The following is a 13,623-nucleotide window of genomic DNA, read 5'->3' on the forward strand; positions in this document are numbered from 1 at the left end:
CACGGCCCCGGAGCTGGGCCTGAAGAGTCAGGGGGAGAGCCGTAGGCCCGATGGTGTGGAGTGGAACCCGGCGGTTCTCAGTGACTGGCCGAATGGGTGGTGCAGGACGGGTTCACCGTTGATCCGCTCCACGGCGAGCTTCGAGGACCTGGCTCGGGTCAGTGCCTTCACCAGCGCTCCGGCGGCGGCGTCGCTGACTTCTGGGTCCGGTGTGTAGAGCAGCATAGTCCGCCCCCCGCGCTCCATGTACAGCACCAGCTCCCCACCGGTGATCACGACGACGGCACCGGCTTTCCGCCCCGGACGAGCCTTGGTGGCGGGTTCGCCCTCGGTTGCGGGGACGGCAGGCCAGTCTAAGGCTGCGCCGAATGGATTGGCTGGGTCGGTGGCGGCCAGGGCTATCGGTGCGCTGGTCCGTTCCGCGTAGGGGTCTTCTGCACGTTCGAGCTGCTCGGAGATGTCTCTGAGCCGGTCGATGGTGGAGCTGACGGTGAACTGCGCTGCCCCCAGATGTTCTATGAAGTAGCCGCGCCGCACACGCCCGGCCTCCTCTGCGGCGGCCAAAACTTTGTACACTCCGGCAAAGCCGCCTGGGGTCTGTTCAGCCATTACTGATCCCCTTGTGAGTACGCCGTAGCGGTCGAGCAGGATCTCTGCCCGGGCGTGGGCGACCTCCGTGGCTGGGACCGCAGTGGTGGAGACCACCTGCCAACGGCCCCCGGATGGCGTCTGCGCAGGACCCCGTGCAGCGGCGACAGCCTGGCGCAGCGCAGTGCGCCGCGAGACACGGCGACTCTTGGTGGAGGGTTTGGCCTTGTGCGCGGTGGACCCGCCGCCCATGAAGGAGCGCACCGGCGCGTAGCTGTCCGGGTGGACGCGCCCGGCCCAGAACAGCTCCCAGAGCGCCTGCTGACAAGCCAGCACAGCGACGTTCTCAAGTTGAGCCGCGATAGCTTCAGGAAACCACGCGCCTCCGCGCTCCAGCACCTGGAAGACCTCAGCTGCGAGCCCTTCGAGGGCAGGTACCTCCCGTCCCGCTCCAATCAGGGCGGCCTCCTCGGCGGGATAGAACGCCAACCAGCCGTCATGTCCGCTGAGCGCACCGTGGCCGCTGGTGAGGAACTCCCCACTGGCTAGAAGCGAGTCCAGCATGGTGGAGGAGTAATCACTCACCCGCGCCGGGAGGATGAAGGATTCCCAGGCGCTCGCCGGGGCGGGCAAACCGGCGAGTTGGGCGAGCACTTCGGCCAACCCGGTCTGGCCCCTGACCTGGGTTGAGGGTGTGGTTAACTGCCATTCAGCAAGCAGCTGCGCGTAGGCCCGGGGAGGAACGGGCTCCACTGCGGCCCGCAGAGCCGCCAGTGACCGGCGGCGGATGCGGCGGAGCATCTCCGCGTCCACATACTCGGCCTCCGCCGCAGCCTCTGGGGTGAACAGACCCTCGACTACCCGGGACTCCTGTACCAGGCGGCGCAGCACATCAATCACTACCGCGATTGGAAGGCCCAATGCTCGGCTTACTTGGTCCGGCGTGAAGGGCCCATGGGTGCGCGCGAACCGCCCGATCAGGTCACCGAGTGGATTCCCCACGGGTTCGAGGAATGTCTGTGGAACACCTGGCGGGATATTGACACCAAGTCCGTCGCGCAGCCTGGCGGCGTCTTCAACGGCTGCAAATCGCGGTTCGCCCTGAAACGTCACGGGGAGGGCACGTTGGGAGGTGACCAACTGCTCAGCATACTCCCGGGCCTCTGCCGCAGTGACGCTGGCGGCGTCGGCGTCATCGGTGGCCCGCAGCCGCAGCGCCAGGTGTTCTGCGGTTAGGGGACCGAGCAGCCGCAGCAGATCAGCGACGCTCTCAGGGCCACGCGAATTCGTGACCGGCAAACGTCGCTCGGGAGTCATCCGCTGGGCGTAAGCCTCGGCGTGGATGATGACGTCAGCGTCAAGGAACTCCCGGAGCTCCACCCGGCCCAGCAGCTCATTCAGCAGTGTGGGATCCACACTCAGGGCCGCGGCGCGACGTTCGGCGAGCGGCGAGTCACCCTCATAGAGGTATTGGGCGATGTAGCCGAACACAATGGACTGGGCGAACGGTGAGGGAGTGTGAGTGGTGGCCTCCACCATTCGCACGGTGCGCTGGGCGAGTCTGCGGGTGAGCGCATCCAGGGCGGGAAGGTCGTAGACGTCTTGCAGTACTTCCCGCATGGTCTCCATGATCATGGGGAAGTCCGAGTACTGGTGCGCGACTTCCAGCAGCTGCGAGGACCGCTGACGCTGCTGCCACAGCGGCGTGCGCTGCCCCGGGCGGGTGCGTGGCAGCAGCAGGGCCCGAGCCGCGGATTCGCGGAACCGCCCGGCGAACAGTGCGGAGCTGGAGACCCGGCGGATCACCAGGTCCTCCAGCTCATCGGGCTCAAAGGTGAACAGTTCCGCACCCGGCGGCTCATCGTCCATCATGGGGACCCGCAACACGATCCCATCGTCCGAGGCGAAGGCCGCGCCGTCCAGACCGTAACGCTCGTGCAGCCGCTCACCGACCGCCAGCGCCCAGGGTGCGTGGATCTGCATGCCGTAGGGAGAGTGCAGGATGATCCGCCAATCACCGAGCTCATCCTTGGTCTGCTCCAGCACCAGGGTGCGGTCGGAGGGAACCGTTCCGACAGCGTCATGCTGATCGGCCAAATAGCGCACCAGATTGTCCTGCGCCCACTGGTCCAAGCCGAGTCTGGTCAGCCGCTCGGTGGCTTCCTGTGCGGTGGCCGCGTGTATCTCACGGGTGAACGCACCCAAGGCCTCACCGAGCTCGGCGGGCCGGCCTATCCCATCGCCGCGCCAAAACGGCAGGCTGGCCGGCTGGCCGAATGCCGGGGACACCAGGACCCGGTCGAAGGTGATCTCCTCGATCCGCCAGCTGGTGGCTCCGAGGGCGAATACGTCTCCAATGCGGGATTCGTAGACCATCTCTTCATCGAGTTCACCCACCCGTCGGCCCCCGGTGCGAGTGTTCTCCGCTCCCACCAGGTACACCCCAAACAGTCCCCGGTCTGGGATGGTGCCCCCGGAGGTGACCGCCAGACGCTGTGCGCCGGGACGGCCGGTGAGGGTTCCAGCGTCGCGATCCCACACGATGCGCGGCCGCAGGTCAGCGAACCGGTCCGAGGGGTACTTTCCAGCCAACAGGTCTAGCGTGGCCTCATAGGCTGAGCGCGGAAGGGAGGCAAAGGGCGCGGACCTGCGCACCGCCTCGAACCACTTCTCCACATCCAGAGCGTCCATGGCCGCAGCTGCGATTGTCTGCTGAGCCAGAATGTCGAGTGGGCTGCGCGGAATCTTCAGCGCCTCGATCCGGCCAGAGAGCATCCGCTCTACGACGACGCTTGAGCTGAGCAGGTCACCGCGGTGCTTGGGAAAGAACCACCCCACGGAGACTTCACCGACCTGGTGGCCTGCCCGTCCCAGCCGCTGCAGGCCGGAGGAGACCGCATGGGGGGCCTCCACCTGAATGACCAGGTCCACCGCGCCCATGTCGATTCCCAGTTCCAGGGAGCTGGTAGCGACCACACAGCGCAGTCGACCGGACTTCAGGTCGTCTTCAATCTGCTTGCGCTGCTCCTTTGACACTGACCCGTGGTGGGCCTTGGCCAACGCTGACGGCTCCGCCTGCTCCTCAGCCTGTGCCTCGGGAACTTCGGCTTGTTCGCGCTCTGCACTGATCTCGTTGACCCGGCCGGTGAGCTTCTCCGCCAGGCGTCGGGAATTTACGAAGACGATCGTGGAACGGTTGGATGAGATGAGGTCCACCACCCGGTGTTCCACGTGCGGCCAAATGGAGGGCTGCAGCGGGGCGCCTTCGCCGCCCTCGGAAGGCTCAACAGTGGGCGAGGCCATATCGGGCACTGGGACCGAGACGGTGATGTCCCACTTCTTCTCCGAGGGCGGAGCGATCACCTCCACCGGTTGGCGTCCGCCCAGGAAGCGGGCGACCTCCTGCCGGGGCTCCACGGTGGCGGAGAGACCGATGCGTTGGGCTGGGCCGGCAGTGTTCTCGGCCGCCTGCAGGTCACCGAGCCGCTCGAGGGACACGGCAAGATGGGCCCCCCGTTTGGTGCCGGCCAGCGCGTGAATCTCGTCCACAATCACCGTGTCCACCGAACTCAGTGTCCGGCGGGCCTGCGAGGTCAGCATCAGGTAGAGCGATTCAGGGGTGGTGATCAGGATGTCGGGGGGGTACCGCACCAGATCTCGACGCTCCTTGGAGCTGGTGTCTCCGGTGCGTACCCCCACCGTGACCTCACGGGGGGTGGCGCCGAGCCGTCTTGCGGTGTGCCCGATACCGACCAGTGGGCTGCGCAGATTCCGCTCGATATCGGCACCCAGCGCCTTCAGCGGGGAGATGTAGAGGACCGTGGTGCCAGCAGTTGAGGCTGCAGCGCCGTCGTTACTGGGCTGCCCCATGAGGCGGTCGATGGACCACAGAAATGCAGAGAGAGTCTTCCCCGAACCCGTGGGTGCCACCACCAAGGCGTTCCTGCCTTGGGCGATGGCGTCCCACGCTCCGGCCTGTGCCGCAGTGGGCGCGCCGAAGGAGGCGGAGAACCACGTCCGGGTTGCCTCCGAGAACTGGTCAAGGGCCATGGGCTCCACTCTAGAACCACCCACCGAGACGGCCAGCGGCTGCCTCACCTGGCAAAGCGGAGGATCTCCTCGCGGCGCAGCGGCCGGTCGAAGAGCGGGCCACCCGGTTCTATGGGTTGCCCGGCGGCCAAACCACCTAATGAGACTGGGTCAAATCCCATTTGCGCCAATAGGCTCATCACGTGACCACGGGCGTCGGCGTCGTCTCCGGCGAGTGCGACTGCGCGGCGCTGGTCCAGTGGCAGATCGGGGTTGGCGAATGATTCGATGTCGTGGTGGGAGATGTGGTTGAGGGCTTTGACGACTCGGGTTCGGCCAAATCGACCGGCGATGCCGTATGAGGAGGGCAGCTGCTCATCGATGGCGGCCTGCAGCCAACTGGGCAGCTCCTCATCGTGCCAGGTGTTGGTGGCATCCACCAGGATCAGGGACTCGGTGCCCGGGATGTTGAGCCACTCAGGGTCCACCTCGTCCAGTTCCTCCTGGGGCACGGCCAGGATCACGATGCCGGAACCCTGTTGGGCGGTCCGGACCCCGACCTGTTCGGGCCAGACGGCCAGAGCACCGGGCGCGTAGATCTTCAGGTGGTGCTGAAGGGCCCTAGGGGGTCGGGTAGAGCACAGGTCCACGTCGATGCCGACACGCAGCATGACCCTTGCGAAGGCAGTTCCTGCCCGCCCAGCGCCGAGGACGCCCACCACAGCCTGCTCAGACATGGTGGTATGCCCGTCCTGCGCTGATCTCCTGCGCGCGGTAAAGCTGCTCCGTGAGGATCATGCGGACCAGCTGGTGCGGGAAGACCAAGCGGCTCAGAGACCAGGTGAGGTTCGCCCGGCTGTGCAGCTCCTCATTCACCCCAAAGGCTCCGCCTATGACCATGACCACCTCGGTGCCTGCGTCGTACTGCCGCTGCAGGTGGTATGACAGCTCGGGGGAGGAGAGGTTGGTGCCGCGTTCATCCAGCAGGATGACGTGCTGGTGGGGTTTCAGGGCGTGGAGCACCTTGGCAGATTCCTCCGCGCGGGCGGCGTCGTGCTCTTTGGATGAGTGGGGGAGCAGGCGCCAGCTGAGGTCGAAGGGCTTACGGAGTCGTTTGCCGTACCGGGCGATCCCATCAGCAACCCACGCTTCATGCTTCTTGCCGATCGCAAGAACAGTTGTGCTCATTGCTGGCCTCTCCGGGCAGAAAGGGCAACGGCCCCGAGACGTCTGGGGTCTGCGGGGCCGTCAGAACGCGGTAGCGGTGGGATTTGAACCCACGGTAGGGGGTTACCCTACACAGCATTTCGAGTGCTGCACCTTCGGCCGCTCGGACACGCTACCTTTTCGCACGAATTCGCGCCTCGCCATGCTACCAGTTTGTGCGGGACTGTAAGGGCCTCACCGGCGTTGGTCTGCGAAGAACGTAGTCAGAAGTGCGCTGCACTCCTCAGCTCTGACGCCCGGCTGAATCTCCACCCAGTGGTTCAGGCGAGGTTCGCGCAGGATGTCGAAAACGCTGCCGGCGCCTCCTGCTTTCTTGTCCCAAGCTCCGAAGATGACCGTAGAGATTCTGGATTGGCTGATGGCCCCGGCGCACATGGTGCAGGGTTCCAACGTGACCACCAGGGTGCAGCCGTCCAGCCGCCAGGATCCCATCCCCGCCGCGGCGGCGCGCAGGGCGTTGAGCTCAGCATGGCCGGTGGGGTCGGAATCGCGTTCGCGGGTGTTGAACCCGGTGCCGAGCACTACCCCGTCGGCGCTGAGCACCGCCGCGCCGACTGGCACATCACCATAAGTCGGCGCCTGGGCGGCCAGATCCAGGCACTGGCCCATTAGTTGGTGCTGCGTCCGCGGGTTCCTGGGGGAGAAGCTCACTCATCACACGATACTGCCGTGCGTGCGCTGGTACCTTGAGTCCATGCGCACTCACGCCGTCTCACACCCACTTGTCGACCACAAACTCACTCAACTCCGCCGGGTGGAGACACCGTCCAACACGTTCCGGGACCTCACCCGGGAGCTGGTGTCGCTGCTGGGATATGAGGCCTCGAGCTCGCTTCCCACCGAGGATGCGCAGATTGAGACCCCTGTGACACAGATGGTCGGCACCCGCCTCGCCGGCCCTAAGCCCCTCGTGGTGCCGATTCTACGAGCCGGATTGGGCATGCTCGACGGGATGACTGCCATGATCCCAACTGCGGAAGTCGGCTTCTTGGGGATGGCCAGGGATGAGGAGACGCTGGACATCGTCACCTATGCGGAGCGGCTTCCTGACGATCTGACCGGCCGTCATGTGTTTGTGCTGGACCCCATGCTCGCCACCGGTGGGACCTTGGTGGAGGCTATTCGATTCTTGGAGCGCGCCGGGGCAGCCAAGATCACCTGTATCTGTCTGTTGGCGGCGCCGGAGGGCATCAAACGGTTGGAGGATGAAGTCGGAGATCGTGACATTGAGCTGTTCGTCGCTGCGATCGATCAGAAGCTCAATGAGAAGGCATACATCGTGCCCGGATTGGGTGACGCGGGGGATAGGCTCTACGGTCTCGCAGAATAGTACGTGAGTTGTGCCACATGAGTTGCACAAAGTCTCACTATATGAAATTTTCGGCGTTATGTTACTTGCATTCATGAAATATTACGGACATCCTGAGAGGGCCCGTAACCCGGCAACTAGCCAGGAAGAGTCACGATTCTAATGTCCGCACCGCTCAGTAAGGCCCAAAATCCAGGGTACGTTCACGTTTCAGTGAGGAACGCTGCCCGGCGTGCTGAGCTGGCTCGCAAAATGCGCAACGGCTCCGCAGGTGCGAACGGTCACCCACGCACGGCCCCCATCCAGGTGCTTGCGGCGAACAATGGCACAGTCCACCCCGACGTAGTGGCCCGCGGATTCGTGGTCTACGTGGGTCTGGATGAGGACACCGCCAAAGCTGAGGGCACCTCGCTGCACCGCATCGCTACAGAGCTGCGCGACTACGTGGAACACATCGCTCCTGAATCGCAGGTCCACATTGCTATGGCAATGGCTTCCCCCGCCGCAGAGGGAGCAGATCTTGAGGTGGTCCGCCAGGCATTGGGGGACCCGACTGTGGCCGGTAGGGTGCAGCCGGAACAGTCTGTTTCCCCCAGCGTGCCTCCGGCGTCCTACTCCGCCTCGGGAGTGCTGATTGACCTGGCCCGGCGGGAGGTTCAGCTCGATGGGGAGAACCTCAACCTCACGTACAAAGAGTTCGAACTGCTGAACTACCTTGTGGAGAGCTCTTCCCGCACTGTGGGCCGGGAGGAGCTGTTGCAGCGGCTGTGGCGCCACGTAGATGTGGAGCAGATGCCCAATGAACGCACGATTGATGTCCACATCCGCCGACTGCGGTCCAAGCTCGGGCGGCTGGCCAACACGGTGCGCACGGTGCGCGGCCAAGGATACCGCTTCTACGAGCACCCAGAGGTGACGGTGTGGGCCGCGCCTGAGTACAGCATTTGAGTGATGTCCAAGACGCTGTTGGTGCTCCGCCATGCTGAGGCGGGGCATAGCTTCTCCGACGACGACTTCTCACGCACCTTGACCGAGCACGGTCAGGCCCAGGCCCGCAAGATGGGCAGGTGGTTGCGGCAGTCGCCTTGCATCCCTGAGGTCACGTTGGTGTCCTCTGCCATGCGCACCCGCCAGACCAGCATCTGGATCGCCCACGAGCTGGGAGACCAGGCACCTACAGCCCAGCTGGATGACCGCATGTACCTGGGGTCTGCGACTCAGCTGTGCTCGGTCATCAACGAAACCCCCGAAACCGCCAACACGCTGTTGGTGATCGCCCATATGCCCGGGGTGCAGGAGCTGAGTATGAGGCTGACCAGCGCAGAGTCGGATGAGGAGGCGGCGCTGGACATGGCTGCGCAGTGGCCCCCGGGTGGGCTCGCTCGGTTCAAGGTGCGCAAGCCCTGGGCTAAGTTGGACGGGCGCGACGCCGCGCTGACCGAGTTCGTCACTGCAGAGCCCGGCCGCTGAGGATTCAGCCTGAGGGAGTGGATTTGGTTCACTCCGAGATGCGCGTGTAGTATCGTCAAGGTCCAACTCACGGTAACGTGAGGATTTAGGATGATGCGCCTATAGCTCAGCTGGATAGAGCGTCGGTCTACGGAACCGAAGGTCTGGGGTTCGAATCCCTATGGGCGCACCACATAGAGAAACCCTCTCCATCCCCTGAAGCTAGCGGTTGGAGGGGGTTTCTTCGTGCTAGGCAACTCCTCTCGCGGCATTTGAGACTGGCCCTGCCGCTCACCTGCACTCCAGCTCGATCGTGTACTGCGGTGTCTCGTCCGATGGTGTGAATGGGCAGCCAGAGTTGATCTTCATGGTCAGCAGGTCCCCCACCTGCCCCCGAAAGGACCAAGCTCGGGGTGGTGCCACAGCGCCCTCGATGAACCTGTGGTCCCGCGGACTCTGCAGTCTGCCGGCCCCCTTCAAGTGTGTCGAGATTGTCCAAGGCTCTGGCAGCGTTCCGGCCAGCAAGCCGACCTGAATTTCGGCGGTCGCGCCGACCGTAACTCGCAGCTGCTCTCTGATGAGGGTCCGGTCGGGTGTTACCGGTTCGACCATGAGCAGCTCGGCGTCTCGAGTCGCGTCACTGATCCGGAGGAGAAATCGCCCCGGTGGGAGCAGGCCGCACATGGTACGGGTTACCTGCTCCCTGCAGACCGCGCAGAATTGGGCCATGTCGGCGTTCTGGCCTGAGTTCATTGCGCAGTCCTGCGCGGGGCGCCAGATCCCCCGACCGTAGTAACCTCCACCCTCTACACCGATGATCGGGTGCTGATTCCACACAGGAAGATGCTCGGGATTGCGTATCCACTCCTCCCATTTCGTGAACCTCAAGGAGTGAGCACCCGGACCGGGCCGGCGCACGGGTTCGCTCTCGAGGTTCGGGGCGAGCCGCTGCTGGCCACGGTACGTCTCGTGTTTGTTCTCGTCGTACTCGTCGGCGAGGTTTCCCAGTACGGTGTGGCCCAGTTCGTGAAGCAGCAGGTTGGCGAATGCTCGCACGTCATGATTCTCGCGCAGTGGCAACAGCACAACGTTGCCCATCGCCATGGCCCGCACCTTCCGGCCCGCAGCGCGGGCCTGGTCGAACTGTGCGGCCCGTCGGTGGGCGATGAAGACTAGGATCGTCGTCCCGGACGTCGCCTCCTCGGCCGATCTGCCGATGGCGGCCAGTCGCGCGAGATTGCCCAGGCAAGCGGCGTACCCGGAACCGACCGCATGCGCCCCGACGACGAAGTCTCCGTCCCGGCGCTGGTCGGGCCGCAGCTCCCACAGATGCAGCACCGATCTGAAACTGTGGAACGGTTCGTTCACCCGTTCGTCGTCGGGCTGGTACAGGCGGTCGCGGACAGCCTGCACATAGGCGTCAAACAGGTTATGGTCTTCGGGGTTGAAACCGTCAGGCACTAGCACGAGGTTTATCCCGTCGGGCAGCACGCCGCGGTCAGGAAAGATGCGTCGAGGCCGGGTGGTTCGGGCCGCCACAGGATCGTATCGAGCAGTGCTGAGGAACCCCAGTTTCTCGTGCAGTGCGTTGTCGGTGACCTTCGCTTTGACTTCGTCCTTCCACTGATGCAGCGACTGGGCTATCGCTCCTCGCCGGTCTGTGGCGAGAACTGGCTTATCTATGCTCACCACAGGAGCTTCGTCCGCCGACAATCTCACCCGCAGCCGCAGGTATGCGTCTACTCTGATGCGCAGTCCTACCGCTTCACCCACCTTTCCCAGTGTGCTGATCCTGGTCCTCAAGTGATGGCGGTCAGCGTCCAGGGGTGGGAAGTATGCAGTGATCGATTCAGGACCGGTCGCCCGGAACTGCGGCGGGGGCCTCAGATGGATCCGGGTGCTTGAACGGCTCATGCGCAGGGTGACTTTCAGAGTCCGTCCAAGCTCATCGGTCACTGCTCTGAACCGCAGGTTCATGGTCCGGCGGTACCGGCGTATCGCCTTCTTCGCAGAGACCAGGTCAGCGACTCTTGGCGATGGGCCACTTTCTGCGTCCGGTGGTCGCGCCGGGTCTCTCCTGGGGGTAGGGCCCGGGGCCGGTGGGGCTGGAGGCACCGAGTCGATTTCAACACGATTGAATGCGGTGACTGCCGCATGGCTGAACTCAGCTCCGATGAGTTCGGAGGCGGCCGGCCACAGCGACTGGAGGAACCCGTTGAGCCACCGAATGTCTTGGCTCTGTGTGGACATCGGACCTCCTGCCAGGCCGAACATAGCTGACTGCGGCTGGTGTGAGACTACAGATCCTCGGTGGTGACCCGAATGTAACCACCATCGTCAATGTATTGGTCGGACTCTGTGGCGTCCTGGACGAGGCGTTCTGTGGGAACAGTTGAGCCTCCTTCTGGCCCAAAGTGCACCGAGTAGTCACCAGCGGTGGTGATCTCCAAATGCTGTGATCGATCGCCGTCGGCGGACTCCATCAGAAAAGGTGTGGGCAGACCGCGTCCAAGTCTCAGGCCGATAATGGTTGCAATCAGTTCACACTGAGGAGTCGGCATCTCTGCCGTGAACCGTTCGGTGTCGGTGCGGAGAATGAGTTTGGCTGCCATTGGTTGCCCCTAGAGTTATTGGACTGTGAGCGAACTAACAATAGCGCTTCGTGGAACCTTTGGCCCTACTTCTGACCTGGAGTTTTTCACTGCGTGTCGTTTTGACTCGAAGTCAGCCGGGCGGTAATGTGACGACAGTCACGTTACGTCAATTCAGTGGCCGCGCTTGGTTGGAGTTGATACCCGGCACAGCGCCTGGAGCTGATACAGCGGAACGAAGCCCTACCGGGCAGCCCCCGGTGGGGCTCTTTTCGTCTCAGGGGAATGCAGGCCATGATCCGGGGTGTCGAACACCCAATGGGTGGTTGGGTCCGTCAACTAGATCGCGGTGAATGGTCACGTGACGGTTCCTGCAGTAGAGTTTGTTGTAGATGCAATCATAAGAGGAGTGTTGAGATGACAGACACACGCTGGCTCAGTGAGGAGGAGCAGACAGCCTGGCTGCGCGCTGCCGCTGTGCTCGAATTGCTGCCAGGGGCCCTTGACTCTCAGCTGTTACGCGACTCGGAGCTGACGCATTTCGAGTACTTCGCCTTGGCATCCCTGTCCGAGGCTCCGGAGCGAACCCTTCGGATCACTGCCCTGGCCGCCCTCACGAACGCCACCCTTCCCAGGCTTTCACGGGTGCTGACCGGCTTGGAGAAGGCGGGTCTGGTGAAGCGAGCTACCTGTTCGGAGGATCGCCGAGCTAAGAACGTGACTCTCACCGACGCGGGCTGGGAAAAAGTGGTGCGAGCGGCCCCGGGCCACGTAGAGAATGTGCGCCGGCTTGTGCTGGACCGTCTTTCACCTGAGCAGGTGAGACAGCTATCGGAGATTGCAGAAGCGCTGCTGGGTCAATTGGATCCTGAGGGCAGAGTCTTCGGCTCCACTCATGTAGACGGCCCGGCGCCCACCTGAGGGGGCTAGTTCCAGCCGCTACGATTGTCGGTGGGCCCGTGGAGTCTCAATTCACTGCGAAGCCCTGCGGAGAGGCGGACGCGGACCGCACGCTGCTCTCATGCAGTGTCGGAGGTGCCGCTTTCGAGTGACGCCAGTGCCGCGCGCAGCCGCGTCTCAGCGTCGTCGGCCACCTCGCGGACCTGGGGAGCGTCACTGAGCTGGACCAGGGTTTGGGGATCAACGGCCTCGACAATCGTCTGATCGTCCTGGCTGCTGCGCCGGACCACCACGTTGCAGGGCAGCAGTGCGCCCAGCTGAGGTTCGGCAGCGAGCGCTTTGCTGGCCAGCCCCGGATTGCAGGCACCCAGGATCACGTAGTCGCCAAGGGCTTCTGCGGACTCTGCGCCCAGCTTCCGCTCAAAGGTCGCCTTGACGTCGATCTCACTCAAGATGCCGAACCCCTGTTCTGCCAAGGACTCACGCGTTCGTTCAATAGCTTGGGTGTAAGGCAGAGGGATCGTAATGCTGCGGGTGTAGGACATGAGTGGGTTCCTTTCCAGGGGTGCTTAGCGCGTGGCTCTGCGGAGGGCGCCCTCAGCGTCGAGTTCATCGGCAGGAGAGTCAAAGTCCCCCCTAAGGACTTTCAGTGCGTACTTCTCCAGCTCGATCTCTTTCTGGGTGCGTACTCCCATGCGCCGGAAGAGGGCCACCGGGGGGCACCAGCCCTGAACAGCATGCTGAAAGAGGAAGGGCAGCACTGTGCCCGGCAGCAGCAGCCACTTCCTACTCACGGTGACGCCGAGCGCCGTTCCCAGGAAGGCCAATGACGAAGCGTTGAGCTCAAGGACACGTTCGATGTCCCATTCGTCCTCCAGCTGGTCGATGCGATCGGAGATCTCCGCCGCCGGCTTTCCGGCGTAACGTTCAACGCGCTCGAGGATCTCCCGATCCAGGTCGGCTAGCACCCGCTCCGAGGTAGCAGAGCGGACCGGGTCAGTCAGGTCGACATCTGGCTCCGTATGTGTCATTGCTCTTCCTATTCTCAGCTCCAGGTGGCCAGAGCGGAGATCTCTGAGGGCAGCGCGTTCACGAATGACACCCGCTCACCGGGGGTGACGGCATCGGCAGCGGTAGCTATCGCCGCGTGGGCCACCTGTGCCGCGGCCTCGCGGTCCATCTCCAGCGCGGACTCGACCCGGCTGAGGAACTCGTCCTTAGTCACCGGCTCAGCGGAGCCGCCCTCGCTAGCGAGAGCCTCTTTGTACCCGGCGGGCAACTGAGCAGCGGCGTCGCGCCCTTCTGAAGCGATGTCCAGCCGGCCGAGCTCACTCAGAACCGCAGTACCGGCCTGGTGTGCCTGGTCCGCGGATTCCAGTCCGGCACGATCCTGAATCAAAGTGTCCATCTCTTCAGTCTGCAATTCAGCCTCCTTGTTGATCTGTACGGTTATGCAGGGATTTGCCACGCTACCGGCTGGGCCGGGGTCAGCTGCAACCTGCCCTTTCCCCCTGGATTCCCTCATCCGGC

Annotated in this window: 13 protein-coding genes and 2 tRNA genes; 5 read left to right on the top strand and 10 right to left on the bottom strand. The window is 63.8% G+C overall.

All coding sequences use genetic code 11. The features are described 5' to 3' along the window. Positions 1–27 precede the first annotated feature (27 nt). The 5 genes from D3250_RS07505 to tadA form a co-directional block, all read right to left on the bottom strand. A complete protein-coding gene (locus D3250_RS07505) occupies positions 28–4,638 on the bottom strand; it encodes an ATP-dependent helicase (RefSeq protein WP_119902735.1) in 4,611 nt (1,536 codons plus the stop codon). Positions 4,639–4,682: 44 nt separating this feature from the next. Beyond that, a complete protein-coding gene (locus tag D3250_RS07510) occupies positions 4,683–5,354 on the bottom strand; it encodes an NADPH-dependent F420 reductase (protein ID WP_119902736.1) in 672 nt (223 codons plus the stop codon). Continuing rightward, a complete protein-coding gene (locus D3250_RS07515; protein ID WP_119902737.1) occupies positions 5,347–5,805 on the bottom strand; it encodes a 23S rRNA (pseudouridine(1915)-N(3))-methyltransferase RlmH in 459 nt (152 codons plus the stop codon). Before D3250_RS07515 ends, D3250_RS07510 begins: the two co-directional genes overlap by 8 nt. A 68-nt stretch (positions 5,806–5,873) precedes the next feature. Beyond that, positions 5,874–5,961, bottom strand: a tRNA-Ser gene (locus D3250_RS07520). A 57-nt stretch (positions 5,962–6,018) separates the two neighbouring features. After that, the gene (gene tadA, locus D3250_RS07525; RefSeq protein ID WP_264080523.1) at positions 6,019–6,495 is read right to left on the bottom strand and encodes a tRNA adenosine(34) deaminase TadA; all 477 of its coding nucleotides are present in this window, start codon (positions 6,493–6,495) and stop codon (positions 6,019–6,021) included. Positions 6,496–6,538: 43 nt separating this feature from the next. Between tadA and upp the strand changes: the two genes are divergently transcribed. From upp to D3250_RS07545, 4 genes are all read left to right on the top strand, one after another. Next, a complete protein-coding gene (gene upp, locus D3250_RS07530) occupies positions 6,539–7,174 on the top strand; it encodes a uracil phosphoribosyltransferase (protein ID WP_119902739.1) in 636 nt (211 codons plus the stop codon). A 141-nt stretch (positions 7,175–7,315) separates the two neighbouring features. After that, positions 7,316–8,101 carry a winged helix-turn-helix domain-containing protein gene (locus D3250_RS07535; protein WP_119902740.1) on the top strand — a complete coding sequence of 262 codons (786 nt, stop codon included), beginning with the start codon at positions 7,316–7,318 and terminating at the stop codon, positions 8,099–8,101. Between the two features lie 3 nt (positions 8,102–8,104). Beyond that, on the top strand, positions 8,105–8,623 hold the full coding sequence (locus D3250_RS07540; protein ID WP_119903041.1) for a SixA phosphatase family protein: 519 nt from the start codon (positions 8,105–8,107) through the stop codon (positions 8,621–8,623). Between the two features lie 95 nt (positions 8,624–8,718). Beyond that, positions 8,719–8,795 (top strand) — tRNA-Arg (locus D3250_RS07545). A 98-nt stretch (positions 8,796–8,893) separates the two neighbouring features. Here D3250_RS07545 and D3250_RS07550 read toward each other — a convergent pair. After that, the gene (locus D3250_RS07550; protein WP_158583099.1) at positions 8,894–10,852 is read right to left on the bottom strand and encodes a M64 family metallopeptidase; all 1,959 of its coding nucleotides are present in this window, start codon (positions 10,850–10,852) and stop codon (positions 8,894–8,896) included. Positions 10,853–10,899: 47 nt separating this feature from the next. Further along, a complete protein-coding gene (locus D3250_RS07555; protein WP_119902742.1) occupies positions 10,900–11,214 on the bottom strand; it encodes a hypothetical protein in 315 nt (104 codons plus the stop codon). A 396-nt stretch (positions 11,215–11,610) separates the two neighbouring features. Between D3250_RS07555 and D3250_RS07560 the strand changes: the two genes are divergently transcribed. Continuing rightward, a complete protein-coding gene (locus D3250_RS07560; protein ID WP_119902743.1) occupies positions 11,611–12,114 on the top strand; it encodes a MarR family winged helix-turn-helix transcriptional regulator in 504 nt (167 codons plus the stop codon). 98 nt (positions 12,115–12,212) lie between these two features. Here D3250_RS07560 and D3250_RS07565 read toward each other — a convergent pair whose 3' ends face one another. From D3250_RS07565 to D3250_RS11790, 3 genes are read right to left on the bottom strand one after another with little or no spacing between them, the layout of a single operon-like run. Next, positions 12,213–12,638 carry a DUF302 domain-containing protein gene (locus tag D3250_RS07565; protein WP_119902744.1) on the bottom strand — a complete coding sequence of 142 codons (426 nt, stop codon included), beginning with the start codon at positions 12,636–12,638 and terminating at the stop codon, positions 12,213–12,215. A 24-nt stretch (positions 12,639–12,662) separates the two neighbouring features. Beyond that, on the bottom strand, positions 12,663–13,124 hold the full coding sequence (locus tag D3250_RS07570; protein WP_119902745.1) for a hypothetical protein: 462 nt from the start codon (positions 13,122–13,124) through the stop codon (positions 12,663–12,665). 14 nt (positions 13,125–13,138) lie between these two features. Then, positions 13,139–13,501: a DUF2267 domain-containing protein gene (locus tag D3250_RS11790; RefSeq protein ID WP_158583100.1), complete on the bottom strand. Its 363-nt coding sequence runs from the start codon at positions 13,499–13,501 to the stop codon at positions 13,139–13,141. Between the last annotated feature and the right edge of the window lie 122 nt (positions 13,502–13,623).

Origin of the sequence: Nesterenkonia natronophila (assembly GCF_003595215.1) — a bacterium.
Classification (GTDB): domain Bacteria; phylum Actinomycetota; class Actinomycetes; order Actinomycetales; family Micrococcaceae; genus Nesterenkonia; species Nesterenkonia natronophila.